Raw genomic sequence first — 17,390 nt, 5'->3', positions numbered from 1 at the left:
ATAATTGATAGGAAATAAAGGCCCTGCAGCGGGGCCATGATTCCCTGCATAAAATATCGGAGGTAGATTGAGATGAAAATGGTTATAATTGAACCGCTTGGAGTGGATGAGGATAAGCTTTTATCCATGGCAAAGGAAGCTTTGGGCGACCGGGTGGAGATTGTATATCACGACACAAAGGTTACGGGCACACAGGAACTGATTGAGCGCGGAAAGGATGCGGAAATCATTGTGGTATCCAACCTGCCGTTAAATGAGGATGTAATAAACGGATGCAAGGAGCTGAAACTTCTGGCAGTGGCATTTACAGGCATCGACCACATTGCAATGGATGCCTGCCGGAAACATGGGGTTACGGTGTGCAACTGCGCGGGATACTCCACCAGTGCGGTGGCCGACCTGGTATTCGGCATGCTGATCAGCCTTTACAGGAACATAATCCCATGTGACCGGGTATGCCGTCAGGGGGGCACCAAGGACGGACTGGTGGGGGTTGAACTGGAAGGCAGGAAATTCGGCGTGGTTGGGACCGGGGCTATTGGCCTTCGGGTGGCACGGATTGCCCAGGCCTTTGGATGCGAGGTACTGGCATACAGCAGGACTGTCAAGGATGTGGAGGGAATCCGTTTTGTAGACCTTAAGACCCTGCTGTCCGAATGTGACATCGTGTCCCTGCACACGCCTCTCAATGATGGCACACGTGGCCTTATGAACCGTGAACGCATTGGATGGATGAAGAAAGATGCAGTCCTTATCAACACGGCCAGGGGCCCGGTAGTGGATTCAGAGGCCCTGGCAGAGGCACTGTCTGAAGGCAGGATCGGGGGGGCCTGCATTGATGTGTTTGAAAAGGAACCTCCGGTGGAAAAGAATCATCCGCTGTTTTCAGCGCCCAACATCATCGTAACCCCTCATGTGGCCTTTGCCACAAAGGAAGCGCTGGTGAAGCGGGCTGTGATTGTATTTGACAATGTGGCCGCATACCTGGACGGGACCCCGAAGAATGTAATGGAGTGATGGGGTTATGAAAATGGTCAGGAAACACATAATATTTTCAGGACGGGTACAGGGCGTGGGATTCCGGTATACGGCATGCTATCTGGCCAGGTCCCTGGGACTTACGGGATGGGTGAAGAATCTGTGGGACGGGGATGTGGAGATGGAGGTCCAGGGGGATGAAGCATCCATGGAGCGACTGGTGGAGCGGCTTCACCAGGGACGTTTCATACGCATAGAACGTATGGAAACAGAGATGATCCCAGTGATTAAAGAGAGCAGTTTCAGGGAAATATATTAAGTATCAGAGGAGTGTTTATGTTCGGTTTAATCGTGGCAGTGAAACAGGTATATGATAAATATGCAGAGGATGAGATGACTGTGTACGCGGCCCAGGTTTCTTTTTTCATTATCTTGTCCGTGGTGCCGTTTATCATGCTGCTGCTGACGGCCGTACAGATGATACCAAGCATCAGCAATGCGCAGTTCATGGAACTGATTGTAGGTCTGGTGCCTGTGGATTACAAATCCCTGGCCTTCAGGGTGGTGAATGACCTGTCTCTTAAATCGCCGGCCACCATGATAAGCGTTACGGCAATCACGGCCCTGTGGTCGGCGGGAAGGGGGATGTTCAGCGTGGCCAGGGGACTTAACCGGGTCCATGGGCATGGGGAGAAGCGCTGGTATGTGGTGGGCCGGCTCATCTGCTCGGGTTATACCATTGTATTCATACTGGTATGCATCCTTTCCCTTGGCCTTCTGGTCTTTGGGAACATGATTCAGGCATTTATGGTAAACCGTTTCCCTATTGTGGCAGATGTGGTCACCCATATCATCAATTTCAGGGCCCTTTGGGCGCTGATGATCCTGATCATGTTCTTCCTTGGAATCTATACCTTTGTGCCGGATAAGAAGCTAAAGCTGCGGGAGCAGATTCCGGGAGCCGTGTTCTCAACCGTGGGGTGGATGGCATTTTCCTTTGCATTTTCCCTGTATTTCAACCATATCGGGGGAAAGAATTATTCTTATATGTACGGCAGCCTTACAGCCATCGTGCTGTTGCTGCTGTGGCTCTATATGTGCATGTGCATCCTGTTTTTCGGGGCAGAGATTAATTATTACTGGAAGGAACTGTTCGGGCGGGAATGATGTCCCATCCCTCTTTAAAATAGCGGATGAAATCCTGTCCGATGGAGGACATGGCCGCATCCCGGCGCCGTATCAGCGTGATGCGTGAAGTGAAGCCCGGAGTGGTAATGGTCTTTACAAGCATTCCCGGATGCGCGCGCCGGGCAATGGAAGCAGGAGCAATGGCAACACCGATGCCCGTGCCGGCCCACGTAAGGCTGGTGCGGGCATCGTCATTGATGCACAGGTAATCCTGGCGTTCACGGGGGAGCAGGCGGTTAAGCTCCCCTTCCCAGCGCCGGTAGATAATCAGCGGGCAGGTGCAAAGCTGTTCCAGGCTGATGCTGTCCGCTGCCGCATCCGGGAAATGTCCCGGCATCCCCACGGCCATCATGGGTTCTTCCGCCAGATAGGAGCATTCATAGGAATCTTCGGGGAACGGGGTCCGTACAATGGCTGCCTCAATCAGCCCGGTGTTCAGCTTATCCATGAGCTGATACGTATTTCCCTCGTAGATACGGAAATATATCCCGGGATGCTGGCTGCGGAAATCCGCAATACGTCCAATGATGGAACTGGTTTCCGTGGATGAAACCATGCCCAGCCGTAAAAATCCATGCAGTCCGCGTCCCATCTGCTCCAGTTCCTGGCGTGCGGCCCCGGTCATGTCCAGTATGCCCTGGGCCCGGTCATAAAACACCTTGCCGGCATGGGTCAGGGCAATGGCGCGGGAGCCGCGCTCAAAAAGGGTGACGCCCAGTTCCTGCTCCAGGAGTTTCATCTGGGTACTTAGGGGCGGCTGGGATATGTGGAGTATTTTGGAGGCAGCGGAAATGCTTCCTTCATTGACAATTGTTATAAAATATTCCATCTGTTTCAGGTTCACGGCAAAATCCTCCTATACTAAAAACGTATATATGATATATTAAAACAATATTTTAAATATGGTTATTCCTATGATATAATACCAGACAGTGTGGGAAATGACAATATTTTAGGAATGGAGCATCGGTATGAAACGACTGTTAAGCTACATGAAGGACTACAGGAAGGAAAGCATCCTTGGCCCCCTGTTTAAAATGCTGGAGGCCAGCTTTGAACTGTTGGTGCCCCTTGTGGTTGCCAGCATGGTGGATGTGGGCATCAGGAACAGGGATGGGGGCTATATCATGAAAATGGGAGGCCTGCTTTTATTGCTGGCCCTTGTGGGCCTGGCCTGCTCACTGACCGCCCAGTATTTTGCGGCCAAGGCGGCCACCGGGGCGGGAACAGCCCTCAGGAATGACCTGTATAAGCACATCGGGACCCTGTCCTATGCAGAGATAGATTCCGTGGGCACGGCCACCTTAATCACGCGTATGACCAGTGATATCAATCAGGTGCAGAACGGTATAAACATGACGCTGCGCCTGCTGCTGCGCTCCCCATTCGTGGTGTTTGGCGCAATGATCATGGCATTTACAGTGGACCTGCGTTCGGCCATGGTATTTGTGGTGACCATCCCCGTGCTCTGTGTGGTGGTGTTCGGCATCATGCTGGTCAGCATGCCCCTTTACCGGTCGGTCCAGAGACAGCTGGATAAGGTGCTTCTGACCACCAGAGAGAACCTGATGGGGGTCAGGGTCATCCGGGCCTTTAACCGCCAGGAAAGCGAGGTTGGGAAGTTTGAGGGGGAAAATGACCGCCTGGTCCAGATGCAGGTCTTTGTGGGAAAGATATCCGCCCTCCTGAATCCAGTCACCTATGTAATCATCAATGTGGCCATCGTGGCTGTCATCTGGGTGGGAGGGGAACAGGTGGACAGCGGAACCATAACCCAGGGCAAGGTGATTGCCCTGGTAAACTACATGTCCCAGATACTGGTGGAATTAATCAAGATGGCGAACCTGATTATCCTCATATCCAAGGCAACCGCCTGTATGAACCGGGTGGACAGCATTTTCCAGGTGGAGACCAGCGTGAAGGAACGTGGAAGCCTCGGAGGGGGAACTCATGAAAACGGAAGCCTTGGAGGGGGAATCCAAGAAAACGTAAGCCATGGAAAGGGGATTCAAGAAAAAGTAAGCCATATAAAGGAAGATTCCTGTGAAAGCCTGCCGTCCACCGGCCCATCGGCCGGAGGCCCGGTGCCAAAGGTTGAGTTCAGGGACATGGATTTCGTATACAGCGGTGCCAAAGCGCCGGCCCTAAGCGGCATTTCCTTTAAGGCTATGCCTGGACAGACCATTGGCGTGATTGGCGGCACGGGTTCCGGCAAGACCACGCTGGTGAACCTGATCCCGCGTTTTTACGATGCAGACAAAGGACAGGTGCTGGTGGACGGCGTGGATGTAAGGAACCATACCCTGGACGGACTGCGCTCCAAAATCGGCGTGGTCCCCCAGCGCCCGGTCCTGTTTAAGGGAACCCTGCGGGACAACATGAAGTGGGGGAAGAAGGACGCGTCCGATGAGGAGATATACGATGCCCTTAACATGGCCCAGGCAAGGGAATTCGTGAATGATAAGGACCAGGGGCTTATGCTGCACATTGACCAGGGAGGCCGCAATCTGTCCGGGGGCCAGCGGCAGCGGCTTACCATTGCCAGGGCCCTGGTGCGCAGGCCGGAGATCCTTATCATGGACGACAGCGCTTCCGCCCTGGATTTTGCCACGGACGCCAGGCTGAGAAAGGCAATCCGCCAGGGTACAAAGGACATGACCGTGTTCATTGTGTCCCAGAGGGCAACCACCATTAAACAGGCGGATCTGATTCTTGTATTGGATGAGGGCGCCCTGGCAGGCATGGGAACACACAAGGAGCTGCTTAACTCATGTGAGGTGTACAGGGAAATCTGTCTGTCACAGCTTTCCAGGGAGGAGGTGGAGCGGGATGAGCAGTAAACATAAGGATTTAGATAAAAACAAGAGCATGGAGACCCTGAAACGTATCCTGGATTATATAGGACAGTACAGGTGGGGCGTCATCATGTCCCTTATCCTGGCGCTGATCACGGTGGCCCTTACACTTTACGTCCCCATACTTACAGGCCGGGCAGTGGACCGCATTGTGGGACAGGGAAATGTGGATTTCGCCGGTCTGACCAGGATACTGTGGAAAATCCTGGGCGCGGTGGGGCTGACGGCAGTTTCCCAGTGGCTGATGAACCACATCAACAATACCATAACCTACCGGGTGGTAAAGGATATCCGGACCAGGGCATTCAACCATCTGGAGACCCTGCCATTAAGCTATATTGACGCCCACCCGTCCGGTGACATCATCAGCCGGATCATTGCGGACATTGACCAGTTCTCAGAAGGGCTGCTCATGGGCTTTACCCAGCTGTTTACCGGTGTCCTGACCATTGGGGGAACCCTGCTTTTCATGCTGTCCATCCATCCGGCCATCACGCTTGTGGTGGTGGTGCTGACCCCTGTATCCCTTTTTGTTGCCAGTTTTATCGCCAAGAAGACATTCGTCATGTTCCGTCACCAGTCCGAGACAAGAGGGGAACTGACAGCGCTGACCGATGAGATGCTGGGCAATATGAAGGTGGTGCAGGCATTTGGATACCAGGAGGAAACCCAGAAACAGTTTGAGGAAATCAACAGCCGCCTGGCAGGTTACAGCCTGAGGGCCACGTTCTTCTCATCCATCACCAATCCAAGCACCAGGTTTGTCAACAGCATGGTGTACGCGGCAGTGGGCATTACCGGCGCATACGCTGTGATCCGCGGCTTCATGACCGTGGGACAGCTGACCAGTTTCCTGAGCTATGCCAACCAGTATACCAAACCGTTCAACGAAATCTCCGGCGTGGTGACAGAACTGCAGAACGCCCTGGCCTCCGCTGCCCGTGTGTTTGAACTGATTGATGAAAAGGCCATCCTGGATGATAAACCGGATGCCGCTGTCCTTACCCATGTGGAGGGTAAGGTAGAGCTTGTCAATGTGGATTTTTCTTACACACCGGACCGTAAGCTGATTGAAAACTTCGGCCTGAATGTAAATCCCGGCCAGAGGGTGGCAATCGTGGGACCCACCGGCTGCGGGAAAACCACCATCATCAACCTGCTCATGCGCTTCTACGATGTGGACAGCGGTTCCATCAAGGTAGAGGGAACGGACATACGCAACATAACCAGAAAAAGCCTGAGGACCAACTATGGGATGGTCCTGCAGGAAACATGGCTCAAAACAGGGACCATCCGCGAGAACATTGCGTACGGCCGTCCGGATGCATCGGAAGAGGAAATCATCCGGGCAGCCAAAGAAGCCCATGCCCATGGTTTCATCATGCGGATGCCTGAAGGATATGACACGGTCATCAGCGAAGACGGAGGAAACCTGTCCCAGGGCCAGAAGCAGCTGCTGTGCATAGCCAGGGTCATGCTGTGCCTGCCGCCCATGCTAATACTGGACGAGGCCACCTCCTCCATTGATACAAGAACGGAAATCCGTGTCCAGAAAGCATTTGCAAGAATGATGGAAGGCCGAACCAGCTTTATCGTTGCCCACCGCCTGTCCACCATCCGGGAAGCCGATGTAATCCTGGTCATGCGGGACGGGCATATCGTGGAAAAGGGACGGCATGAGGAGCTTCTGGAGCGGGGGGGATTCTATGCGGAAATCTATAATAGTCAGTTTGCGCGGGGGTGATTTTTGGGATATTTGGGATGTTTGGTATGGGGTGGGGGTACGCCCCCAAAACGGGCCAGGGCCGGGCGGACGGGGCAGGCCTGGAGGCTGAGTTCCGGAGGGGCAGCTTCTAAGGCCCTGTCAGATTAAAAGACGGGGGATCGGTGCTCTGAACGTAGAAATCCTGAAGGACTTTCTACGTTCAGAGCACCTTGGATTCTGGCTTTGATGCCAGAATCCACCCCCGTCTTTTAATCTGCCAGGACCTAAGAAGCTGCGGCCTCCTCCACTACGCCCCCAGACCTGCCCCGTCCGCCCGGCCCTGGCCCGTCTTGCGGGCTGGGGATTCCGGCCATTACATACGCAAAATGGGGGAAGGATATGTAGTTGGGATAGGGTATGTTCAGGATATTAGATTAAGATATATTTAGGATAATATGTATTTTTGGATAAGCGATATGAATGGGGGAGAGGGAGGGCTTAGGCTTAGGGACCTATCATACTATCCGGATTCATGAGGAAGGGCAATTGAGGATACGTAGTGGGTGAGTGGAATGGGGATGGGAGGGATGGATGCATCTACAGGGGCGTGCAGGTCTTAGTCTTCGGGAATCGGTGCTAAGAGGCAGGCGCCCTTTGTCTGAGCCCGATACCAAGATTAACGGTAAAAGCTAAGCGCGAGTTTGGGCAGCCGGCCTCTTGTCCAGCGCCGAATCCCGAAGACTTAGAGCTGCTAGCCCCGCAGCCAGCGTCCATCCCTCCCATCCCCATTCCGCTCACGGACGGAATACCCCCCCCCTCGCCCATCCCCATAAATCCACCCCATCTTAATACAATCTTTAGCTGACAATTCCCCATTTTTTATGTATAATACCCATTAGAACCAATCAAACTAACAAAAAACGGAGGAACAAAACATTATGGAATCTGACCCGGAAGCGGCCAATATTATATTCCAAATCACAATCTTAATTATCTTAACACTTATCAATGCATTCTTTGCAGGCTCAGAGATGGCAGTTGTGTCTGTCAACAAGAACAAAATCCGCCGTCTTGCAGAGCAGGGCAACAAAAACGCGGCGCTTATAGAGCGGCTTATGGAGGATTCAACTATCTTTCTGTCCACCATCCAGGTAGCCATTACATTGGCGGGATTTTTCTCCAGTGCATCTGCTGCAACCGGTATCGCACAGGTATTGGCGGTGAAGATGGCGGAGTGGGAGATGCCTTACAGCCAGACACTGGCAGGCGTGGTGGTCACGCTTATACTGGCATATTTTAACCTGGTGTTCGGTGAACTGGTGCCAAAGCGTATTGCCCTTCAGAAGGCGCAGGGATTCAGCCTTTTCTGTGTACGTCCCATATATTATATTTCCCGCATCATGAACCCTTTCATAAAACTGTTATCACTGTCCACCAGTGGTTTCTTAAAGCTGATTGGCATGCACAATGAGAACCTTGAGACAGATGTGTCGGAGGAGGAAATCAAATCCATGCTGGAAACCGGCAGTGAGACCGGTGTATTTAATGATATTGAGAAGGAGATGATCACATCCATATTCTCCTTTGATGATAAGCGGGCAAAGGAAGTCATGGTTCCAAGGCAGGATATGGTGGCCATTGACATTAATGAGCCGCTGGAGGATTATATTGATGGGATCCTTCAGTCCATGCATTCAAAAATCCCTGTGTATGAAGGGGACATTGATAATATCATAGGCGTGCTGTCCATTAAGGCCCTGACCATAGAAGCAAGGAAAAAGTCCTTTGAAGGCCTGGATATCCATTCCCTTCTCATGGCTCCTTACTTTGTGCCGGAAAACAGAAGGACGGACGCCCTGTTTAAGGAAATGCAGAAGAATAAAACAAAGCTTGCCATCCTGATTGATGAATACGGCGGAGTGGCCGGCATGGTGACCCTGGAGGACCTGATTGAGGAAATCGTGGGTGATATCCATGAGGAATATGAGGAGGTGGAGCCTGAAATCCTTGAACTGGAACCACACCGGGTTTACCGGGTATCCGGCAGCATATCCCTCTTTGACTTAAAGGAGGAGATGCACCTTCACATAGACAGTTCCTGCGATACCTTATCCGGTTATCTCATGGAACAGCTGGGCTACATACCCGGCCAGACCGGACTTCCCATTACGGTTGTGACAGCGGAGGCGGACTTTGAAGTGGAGGGCATGGATGAAAGGGTCATCAGTTATGTGAAAATGACCTTAAAGGAGACAAAGAAAGAGGAGGCAGCTGAGGAAGTATAGCTGTATACGGCAAGGAGGAAATGATTATGGGCTTTTTGTTGGACGGGATCATGGCAGTTACATGGCAGAAGATGATTATGTATGCCATAGGGATCGGCCTTATCTGGCTGGCGGTAAAAAAGGAGTATGAGCCGTCCCTGCTGCTTCCGTTGGGATTTGGCGCGATTCTTGTGAATCTGCCTTATTCCGGTGTGATTGACCAGATGGTGCAGGGAAAGGTGCCTGCGGCCGGTATCATTGAGTGGCTGTTTAAGACCGGGATTGAGGCGTCCGAGGCAATGCCGATCCTTCTGTTTATCGGAATCGGGGCCATGATTGATTTTGGGCCGCTTTTAAGCCAGCCGGTGCTGTTCCTGTTTGGGGCGGCTGCCCAGCTTGGCATATTCGTGACCATTATCGTGGCCTGCATGCTGGGATTTGACCTGAAGGACGCGGCATCCATAGGAATCATCGGGGCGGCAGACGGACCTACCTCCATCCTGGTGTCCCAGGTGCTTAAATCCAATTACATGGGACCCATTGCAGTGGCGGCGTATTCCTATATGGCGCTGGTCCCCATCATCCAGCCATTTGCCATCCGCCTTGTCACCACCCATAAGGAACGTTGCATCCATATGGATTATAATCCAAAGAGTGTGAACAGGGCCCTGCGTATTTCATTTCCCATTGCAGTGACCATGATTGTGGGAATGATTTCCCCCCAGTCCGTGGCGCTGGTGGGCTTCCTCATGTTCGGCAACCTGCTGCGGGAATGCTGTGTGTTAAATACCTTGAGCCAGTCCGCGCAGAATGAACTGGCGAACCTGATTACCCTGCTTTTAGGAATCACCATTTCCTTCAGCATGAGGGCGGAGCAGTTTGTTAATCCGGCAACCCTTATGATCATGGCTTTGGGCCTGGTGGCATTTGTGTTTGATACCATTGGCGGCGTGCTTTTTGCAAAACTTGTAAATGTTTTCCTGAAATTGGCAGGGAAAAAGCCGGTCAATCCTATGATTGGAGGCTGCGGCATTTCCGCATTCCCCATGTCCTCCAGGGTCGTACAGAAGATGGCTGCCAAGGAGGAACCGGGCAACATTATCCTGATGCAGGCAGCTGGGACCAATGTTTCGGGCCAGGTGGCATCGGTTATCGCAGGCGGACTGGTCATCAGCATTGTGACCCAGTATCTGTAACATCATAGAAGAAGCAGACGTTCTGTAAGGAGGATGTGTAGAATGAATATGGCGAATGTGGAAATCGCCCTGGAAATCATGGGAAAAGGAATGGGCGGCATATTTGTGGCGATTGTGGTTATCATGGCGGCAGTCATGGTGCTTGGGAAGATTACCGGGAATAGGAAGGATAAGGAAGAGGAATAGCCGGCAGGTGCTGCCGGGCGGCATTTGCCGCTGCCCATATCCGGTTTCCGGCTGGCTGAATTAGTGGAATGAGGCATTGGATTACCTTGAAGGTATCCGGTGCCTTATTTTTATGGAGGTATTTGGGTGGGAATCATGGGAGGGGGTTGATGCGGCTGGCAATATTGGGTACAATAGGGAGGAAGCTGACTTTATGTAAGATATGGGAAAAGGTATTTATGTGATGGGATGTAAAATGGGAAAGGAAGGGGATAGACAAAACAAAAAGTCTTGTAACGACCTAAATACGGGACAAAAAATGTTAAATATGCATAAAATATAATAGCGTAAATGGTATAAAAGATACAAAAACACAATAATCTTACAAAAAGTCTTTACGGCAGACAAAAAGTGTGCTATCATACAATCAGAAAAGGAAATAAGGATATGAAAACTTTAAACGATGAAAAAGAGTTTATGACACAGTTAATGGACATGCTGGAGCAGCAGCTTGGTTCACACACAGAGGTGGTCCTTCATGATTTAAAAAAGGATTATGCCAATACGATTGTGGATATCCGCAATGGCCACATAACAGGACGTGAAGTGGGAGGCACCGGAAGCAACCTGGGACTTGAGGTCCTGCAGGGAACGGTAAAGGACGGCAACCGTTTTAACTACATCACCCAGCTGAGGGATAACCGGATATTAAGGTCCTCGTCCCTGTACATTAAGGATGATGAAGGCAGTCTCATCGGCTGTCTCTGTGTCAATACAGATATTACGGAAAGCGTTAAGCTGGAAAGCTATCTGAAGGAAATGAACCACTATGATATCAACGCAGCAGACAAACAGGAAGTTTTTGTAACAGAAGTGAATCAGTTATTGGAATATCTTCTTCAGGAAGGCCAGAAGCTGGTGGGCAAGCCTGCAGGCGTCATGAATAAGGAAGAGAAGCTCCAGTTCCTGAAATATCTCAATGATAAGGGAGCATTTCTCATAACCAAATCAGGAGAGCGCATACAGTCATTTCTGGGAATATCCAAATATACCATGTATACATATCTGGATATGATAAAAAAGGAAGAAGCAGGAACAAAAACTGAATAGGCGGGCAGCTTGTTAACCAGTGCCACCCAGTGTGAATGCTCAGGCATACAGTGCCTGCCATTTACACAGGGCGACACAAGCAGCACAATAAAATACACCGGAACCGGATTCTTTTTCAGGGAATTGAAGAAGGTGTATTTTTTGTACCCAAAATTCCTTGGGGGTTTTGGAATAAAAACATATGAGGAGGATATACGATGGAGAAGGTTGTAATCAAAACCGACAAAGCGGCAAAACCAGGGGGATGGTATTCACAGGCCTATAAGGTGGGTGACTTAATATATACAGCAGGTATTACCGCCAATGACCCGGTCACCCAGGAAATGATTGCGCCAGGAGACATTGCGGGGCAGACGGAACAAATTATTAAAAATATGAAGATAATTTTGGAAGAAGCAGGATCGGATTTGGAGCATGTAGTAAAGACCCTTGTTTTTGTTAAGGATATTGATGAGTTTGCAAAATTTAATGAGGTGTACAAACAGTATTTTCCTAATGATCCGCCGGCAAGGAGTACAATGCAGGTTGGGAAATTCAATGGGGATATGGTCATCGAGATAGAAGCGGTTGCTGTTTGCCGATAATGAGGAAGGGGTGGGAAAATGGATGCAAAGGAACGGGTGAAAGCCCTTGTAAAGGATGAAGAAGCAATTGAGCTGGTAAGAAAAATTGTGCAGATTCCAAGTCATTGGGCACAGGAAAAGAGGGAGAAGCCAATATCTGATTATCTATTGGACTATTTTATGAAAGCGGGGATTGATGCGTATCAGCAGGAAGTCTATCCCGGGCGCCCTAATGTGGTGGCAGTATTGCATGGGACAGGAGAAGGGAAAAGCCTGATGTTTAATGGCCATATTGATACTGTGCCGCCTTTTGGGATGGAGGATCCGTTTGGCGCTGTAATTAAGGATGGAAAAATGTATGGGCGCGGTACTGCTGATATGAAGAGCGGCGTGGCCACAATGGCATACGCCATGAAGCTTCTTAAAGACGCAGATGTGAAGCTGAAGGGGAATCTGGTGTATGCTGGGGTGATTGATGAAGATGCGGCCGGAAGTGAAGGGACACGCTATATCGTAAGAAACGGACCTTTAACAGACCTGGCTATTGTAGGTGAACCCACATCCCTGCAGCCGGTTGTGGCCCATAAGGGATGTGATTATTTTACGGTTACTTTTTATGGACGATCCGTTCATTCCAGTGTGCCATGGAACGGAGCCAATGCCAACTATGCAGCAGCAGAATTCATACGCAGGGTGGAAAATGAAATGATTCCGGAATGGTCTTCCAAAAAGCATGCTTTCTGCAGCCCGCCCACAATTAATGTGGGATTAGTCCAGGGAGCGGCAAAAGCCAATATGCCATACCTTTTAGGTGAAAGCCCTACATTTGCAGGCATTATACCAGATTTGTGCAAGGTACATATTGATGTCAGATGGATTCCCACTCAGACAATCAAAGGGATTGAGGAGGAATTCAGGAAATTAGCAGAGGAAGTTGCCTCAGGGCGGGAGGGTATCCATGCAACTGTTGAATTTATTGACATGTACAGACCTGCAATGGAGATATCACCGGATAATATACTGGTCAGGTCCATTCAAAGCAACAGTAAGGCGGTACTTAAAAAGGAATATCCTATAAAGGGGGAAACATATTGGGGGGATTCCGGATTGCTCTGCACATTGGCTGGCATACCATCCATTATGTATGGACCAGGGGACATCGGTTGTGCACATTCGGACGTAGAGTGGGTAGAAACCAGTGAGCTGGCTAAGGCAGCTCTGATTTATGCGCTGACAGCAATTGATGTATGTGGTGTGTCAGAGTAGGAGGTAGAAACATGGGGTTATGTTATGATTTGCTGTTGGCTGATGGAGATGTTGTTTTTGAAAATGGGGTCAGGAAAGCTAATATAGCTGTTAAAGATGGGAAGATTGCGGCGATTTTGGCGCCTGGGTTTGTAGTTGAGGCAAAAGAGGTAAGGGTAATAGAGGGTCTTACGGTATTTCCAGGTCTGATTGATACCCATGCCCATTATTGGGAACCAGGCCCGCAGAATTACAGGGAGGATTTCCATCACGCTACAAGATGCTGTGCAAGGGGAGGCGTGACAACCACCCTGGAAATGCCTCTTAGCATTCCGCCGGTGGTGGACAAGCCATCGTTTGAACTGAAATATAATGTTGCAAAAGAAAACTCTGTCATTGACTTTGGATTATGGGGAGGCTGCATACCTGCCTCCATAGACCGTCTGGAGGAGATGAATGAGCTGGGCTGCTGTGCATTCAAGGTATTTATCTCCTATGCAAATCCGGATTATCCACATTTGCCGGACCACGAATTATGCCGTGCAATGGAAAAGGTTTCAAAATTTGGAGGTATGATTGCCGTACATGCTGAGAATGCAGATATTGTAAGCAATTTCTGTCAATGGAAAAAGGAAGAAGGCATCCGGCAGCCATCCAGGTATCATGAAGGCCGTCCGGCTTTTTCAGAGGTGGAAGCCATTCAAAGAGCTGTCCTGTTTTCTAAGGTATATGGTACAGATTTGCTGATATGCCATATGAGCGCTGCAGAGGGAGTGGATGCAACCCTGGAGGCCAGAAGACAGGGACATCATGTATATACAGAAACATGCCCACATTATCTTGCATATGATAATACCCGCATGGATGAGTGCGGCGCATTTGCAAAATGCAATCCGCCAATCAGGCCAAGGGATAACCTGGAACGGTTATGGGACCATGTGCTGAACGGTAATATTGATGTAATCGGAACAGATCATGGTCCATATTCTGAGCAGGAAAAGCTGGAGGCGGATAATATCTGGGATGCATTACCGGGATTTGGGGGTGTTGAACTTATGCTCACCATCATGATTACAGAAGGATATGTCAAACGTGGCCTGCCGCTGCACCAGATTGCCAGGATGACATCCATTAATGCGGCCAGGATTTTTGGCCTGCAGCAAAAAGGGGCAATAGAAGTGGGAAAGGATGCAGATTTTGCTATTGTGGACTTAAACAGGAAATGGGTTTATGAAGGAATGAAATCATTTTCCAAAACATTACTGGATTGCGGGATATTCGAGGGATATCAATCTGAAGCAGCTGTCCGCGAGACTATTGTACGAGGTACTACTGTTTATAAGGATGACACCATTACTATGGATTCAGGCTATGGTATGTTCATACCACGCCAAATTTAATATATTCCAAGGAGGAAAAAGAATATGAAGAAAACCAAGAAGTGGCTCACGTTAGTTATGTGTATGACAATGCTGGCAGCATCCATGGGAGGATGCAAAGGAGCAGGCACAGCGGCTACCCAGGCACCGGCATCAGCTGCGGGTACAGAGGAAACAAAACCAGACAACCAGGAAAAAGCAACTGAGAAGAAAACCGAGGAAAAAGCAGGTATGAAAGCAGCTTTGGTAACCGCCCAGAAATTGGGGGACCAGGGGGTGACGGACCTTTGCCACAGCGGATTCATGAAGGCTGCAGATGAATATGGTATGGAAACCCAGATTGTGGAGGTTCAGAAGGGCGAATATGAGGAAAGCATAAGGGCTCTTTGTGAAGATGGCTATGATATTGTTGTTGCGCTGAATGTGGAACTGGTAGATGCAACTTCCAAGGTGGCGCCGGATTATCCGGATGTGGATTTTGTACTGACCTTAGGCGAGGTAGAACTGGATAATATGAAGTGTCTGTTAGGACAGGAACATGAAGGTTCTTATCTGGCCGGAGTGGAAGCTGGCATGATTACCAAAACAAACCATATCGGCTTTATAGGCGGACAGGATAATGCTGAGATTAACCGCTTCCTGGCAGGTTATGAACAGGGGGCCAAATCCGTGAATCCTGATATCGTTGTGGATCCTGTGTATGTAGGTTCCTTTGAAGACCCTACAAAGGGAAAGGATTTGGCGCTGATGTTGTATAATCAGGGCTGCGATATTGTATATGCAGCCGCAGCTAAATCAGGTCTTGGGATGTTTGACGCTGCAAAGGAAACCGGAGGACTGTGTATCGGTGTTGATGTCAACCAGAATGGTGTGCTTCCCGGCCAGGTCATCGGTTCAATGGCAATCGCATATGACCAATGGATATACAATGCCATGAAGGAAATTGCAGAAGACAGATTTGAAGTTGGCGTGTTTTGGTATGGATTGGAAAATGACAATGTGTATTTGGCGCTTCCCACCAAAGAACAATATGATTTGCCGGAAGATGTCCTGAAAGCAGTCGAAGATGCAAAGGAAAAGGTAGTTTCCGGAGAAATCACAGTAAATCCAGTTGCTGAAAAAGATAAATAGAACCTGGATGATGTTTTGCGGCAATGATAAAAGCATTGCCGCAAAAATGACACTATGGTGAAAGGGGAGCAAAAAAGTGGCATTAGCAGTTGAAATGCAGGAAATTACCAAAAAATTTGGTAATTTCACAGCCAATGATAAAGTGAACCTCCAGTTGAAATGGGCTGAAATCCATGGCATCTGTGGTGAGAACGGAGCAGGAAAGACCACGCTTATGAATACGCTTTACGGTCTGCATCAGCCTACTGCGGGGGAGATATATATTGATGGGAAACGTGTAGTTATCCACAGTCCCAAGGATTCGATTGCCCTGGGGATTGGAATGGTTCAGCAGCACTTTAGCCTTGTCCCGTCAATGACAGTGGCAGAAAATATAGTAATGGGAAAACCTCCTCACGCAAAAAATGGTTTGATAGATAAAAGGAAAAGCATTGAAATCGTGGAAGAAATCAGCAGGAAGTACAATCTGACAGTAAATCCGTCTGCTTTAGTAAAAGAATTACCGGTTGGTCTGCAGCAGCGGGTAGAGATTTTAAAAGCATTATATCTGGGTGCAAATATATTGATTATGGACGAACCCACGGCAGTATTAACGCCGCAGGAAATCAATCAGCTGTTTATTACCCTGGATGAATTAAGAAATCAGGGAAAATCCATTATTTTAATAACACATAAGCTTTCGGAAGTCACGGCTATTACAGACAGGATAACTGTTATGCGGCTGGGCAAAACCGTGGGGACCATAGATACAAAGGAAACCACGGAACATGAAATCGCCCGGATGATGGTGGGGCGTGAAGTGTTGATGAGCGTTGAAAAAGACATATCTGAGCCAAAGGAAATCGTATTAGATGTGAATCATATATCCTGTAGTAATGACCAGGGAATTCCGGCTGTGAATGATGTTTCCTTTTGTGTACGGCAGGGGGAGATAGTCGGTATAGCCGGGGTCCAGGGGAACGGCCAGACCGAACTGATAGAAGCAATCACAGGGCTGCGGAAAATACGCAGTGGCAAAATCAGCATAGGCGGCAATATCCTGGGGGGAAATAACACATCCAGACAGTGCAGGGACCTTCATGTGGGACATATTCCAGAGGACAGACAGGAGGTGGGGGCTGCCAGATATGCAAGCATCAGGGATAACTATCTTTTGTATCTGCACACACTGAGGCGGTTCCATAAAGGAATATTCCTAAACTATAAGGAATTTGATAAGGCGTGTATCGAGGGATTGGCTGAGTATGATGTGAGATACAATAAGATTCAGGATAATGCCAGCTCACTGTCAGGAGGAAATCTCCAGAAACTGATTATTGCAAGGGAAATGTATACCAAGCCCCATTTACTGGTGGCAGCACAGCCCACAAGGGGAGTTGACATAGGGGCCACTGAATTCATCCATAAACAGATTGTGGCGCAGAGGGATTTGGGAAGCGGGGTTTTGCTGTTTTCCAATGAATTATCAGAGATAATCAGCCTTAGTGACCGGATTCTTGTTATGTACAGAGGACAGATCATAGGTGAGGTGGACCAGGTCCATGCAACAGAAGAAAAACTGGGTCTGTGGATGGCTGGTATAAAAGACGAAAGATGATAGGAGGATAATGA

The 17,390-nt window shown here is 49.4% G+C and carries 15 protein-coding genes; 14 read left to right on the top strand and 1 reads right to left on the bottom strand.

Annotated elements, in window-relative coordinates:
• Window positions 1-72: 72 nt before the first annotated feature.
• From DWX59_RS17145 to DWX59_RS17135, 3 genes are read left to right on the top strand one after another with little or no spacing between them, the layout of a single operon-like run.
• Complete coding sequence (locus tag DWX59_RS17145; protein ID WP_117560437.1) at window positions 73-1,017, top strand: 2-hydroxyacid dehydrogenase; 945 nt, start codon at window positions 73-75, stop codon at window positions 1,015-1,017.
• A 7-nt stretch (window positions 1,018-1,024) separates the two neighbouring features.
• A complete protein-coding gene (locus DWX59_RS17140; protein ID WP_117560436.1) occupies window positions 1,025-1,297 on the top strand; it encodes an acylphosphatase in 273 nt (90 codons plus the stop codon).
• A gap of 17 nt (window positions 1,298-1,314) precedes the next feature.
• A complete protein-coding gene (locus DWX59_RS17135; protein WP_117560435.1) occupies window positions 1,315-2,145 on the top strand; it encodes a YihY/virulence factor BrkB family protein in 831 nt (276 codons plus the stop codon).
• Here the strand turns inward: DWX59_RS17135 and DWX59_RS17130 are convergent.
• Window positions 2,108-3,010, bottom strand: coding sequence for a LysR family transcriptional regulator (locus DWX59_RS17130; RefSeq protein ID WP_117560434.1), 903 nt, complete (start codon window positions 3,008-3,010; stop codon window positions 2,108-2,110). The genes DWX59_RS17135 and DWX59_RS17130 overlap by 38 nt on opposite strands.
• A 127-nt stretch (window positions 3,011-3,137) precedes the next feature.
• On the opposite strand from DWX59_RS17130, the gene DWX59_RS17125 reads away from it, so the two are divergent.
• The 11 genes from DWX59_RS17125 (at window position 3,138) to DWX59_RS17070 (ending at window position 17,376) form a co-directional block, all read left to right on the top strand.
• Window positions 3,138-5,006 (top strand): ABC transporter ATP-binding protein, encoded by a 1,869-nt coding sequence (locus DWX59_RS17125; protein ID WP_117560433.1) that lies wholly within the window; start codon window positions 3,138-3,140, stop codon window positions 5,004-5,006.
• Window positions 4,996-6,765 (top strand): ABC transporter ATP-binding protein, encoded by a 1,770-nt coding sequence (locus DWX59_RS17120; protein WP_117560432.1) that lies wholly within the window; start codon window positions 4,996-4,998, stop codon window positions 6,763-6,765. Before DWX59_RS17125 ends, DWX59_RS17120 begins: the two co-directional genes overlap by 11 nt.
• 899 nt (window positions 6,766-7,664) lie before the next feature.
• Window positions 7,665-9,011 (top strand): hemolysin family protein, encoded by a 1,347-nt coding sequence (locus tag DWX59_RS17110; RefSeq protein ID WP_117560430.1) that lies wholly within the window; start codon window positions 7,665-7,667, stop codon window positions 9,009-9,011.
• Between the two features lie 26 nt (window positions 9,012-9,037).
• Window positions 9,038-10,186 (top strand): sodium ion-translocating decarboxylase subunit beta, encoded by a 1,149-nt coding sequence (locus DWX59_RS17105; protein ID WP_117560429.1) that lies wholly within the window; start codon window positions 9,038-9,040, stop codon window positions 10,184-10,186.
• A 42-nt stretch (window positions 10,187-10,228) separates the two neighbouring features.
• Complete coding sequence (locus tag DWX59_RS28785; RefSeq protein ID WP_165643197.1) at window positions 10,229-10,372, top strand: OadG-related small transporter subunit; 144 nt, start codon at window positions 10,229-10,231, stop codon at window positions 10,370-10,372.
• 426 nt (window positions 10,373-10,798) lie between these two features.
• Window positions 10,799-11,461, top strand: a complete 663-nt coding sequence (locus DWX59_RS17100) for a helix-turn-helix transcriptional regulator (RefSeq protein ID WP_117560428.1) — start codon at window positions 10,799-10,801, stop codon at window positions 11,459-11,461.
• A 197-nt stretch (window positions 11,462-11,658) separates the two neighbouring features.
• The gene (locus DWX59_RS17090; RefSeq protein ID WP_117560426.1) at window positions 11,659-12,045 is read left to right on the top strand and encodes a RidA family protein; all 387 of its coding nucleotides are present in this window, start codon (window positions 11,659-11,661) and stop codon (window positions 12,043-12,045) included.
• An 18-nt stretch (window positions 12,046-12,063) separates the two neighbouring features.
• Complete coding sequence (locus DWX59_RS17085; protein ID WP_117560425.1) at window positions 12,064-13,290, top strand: M20 family metallopeptidase; 1,227 nt, start codon at window positions 12,064-12,066, stop codon at window positions 13,288-13,290.
• An 11-nt stretch (window positions 13,291-13,301) separates the two neighbouring features.
• Complete coding sequence (allB, locus tag DWX59_RS17080) at window positions 13,302-14,669, top strand: allantoinase AllB (RefSeq protein WP_166460251.1); 1,368 nt, start codon at window positions 13,302-13,304, stop codon at window positions 14,667-14,669.
• A 24-nt stretch (window positions 14,670-14,693) separates the two neighbouring features.
• Window positions 14,694-15,779, top strand: a complete 1,086-nt coding sequence (locus DWX59_RS17075) for a BMP family ABC transporter substrate-binding protein (protein WP_117560423.1) — start codon at window positions 14,694-14,696, stop codon at window positions 15,777-15,779.
• A gap of 76 nt (window positions 15,780-15,855) precedes the next feature.
• Window positions 15,856-17,376 (top strand): ABC transporter ATP-binding protein, encoded by a 1,521-nt coding sequence (locus tag DWX59_RS17070; RefSeq protein ID WP_298547716.1) that lies wholly within the window; start codon window positions 15,856-15,858, stop codon window positions 17,374-17,376.
• Window positions 17,377-17,390: the final 14 nt, after the last annotated feature.

This window comes from Enterocloster aldenensis, assembly GCF_003434055.1.
Classification (GTDB): Bacteria; Bacillota; Clostridia; order Lachnospirales; family Lachnospiraceae; genus Enterocloster; species Enterocloster aldenensis.
The sequence above is the reverse complement of the archived record's forward strand: the minus strand, read 5'-3'. Positions and strand labels throughout refer to the sequence as shown.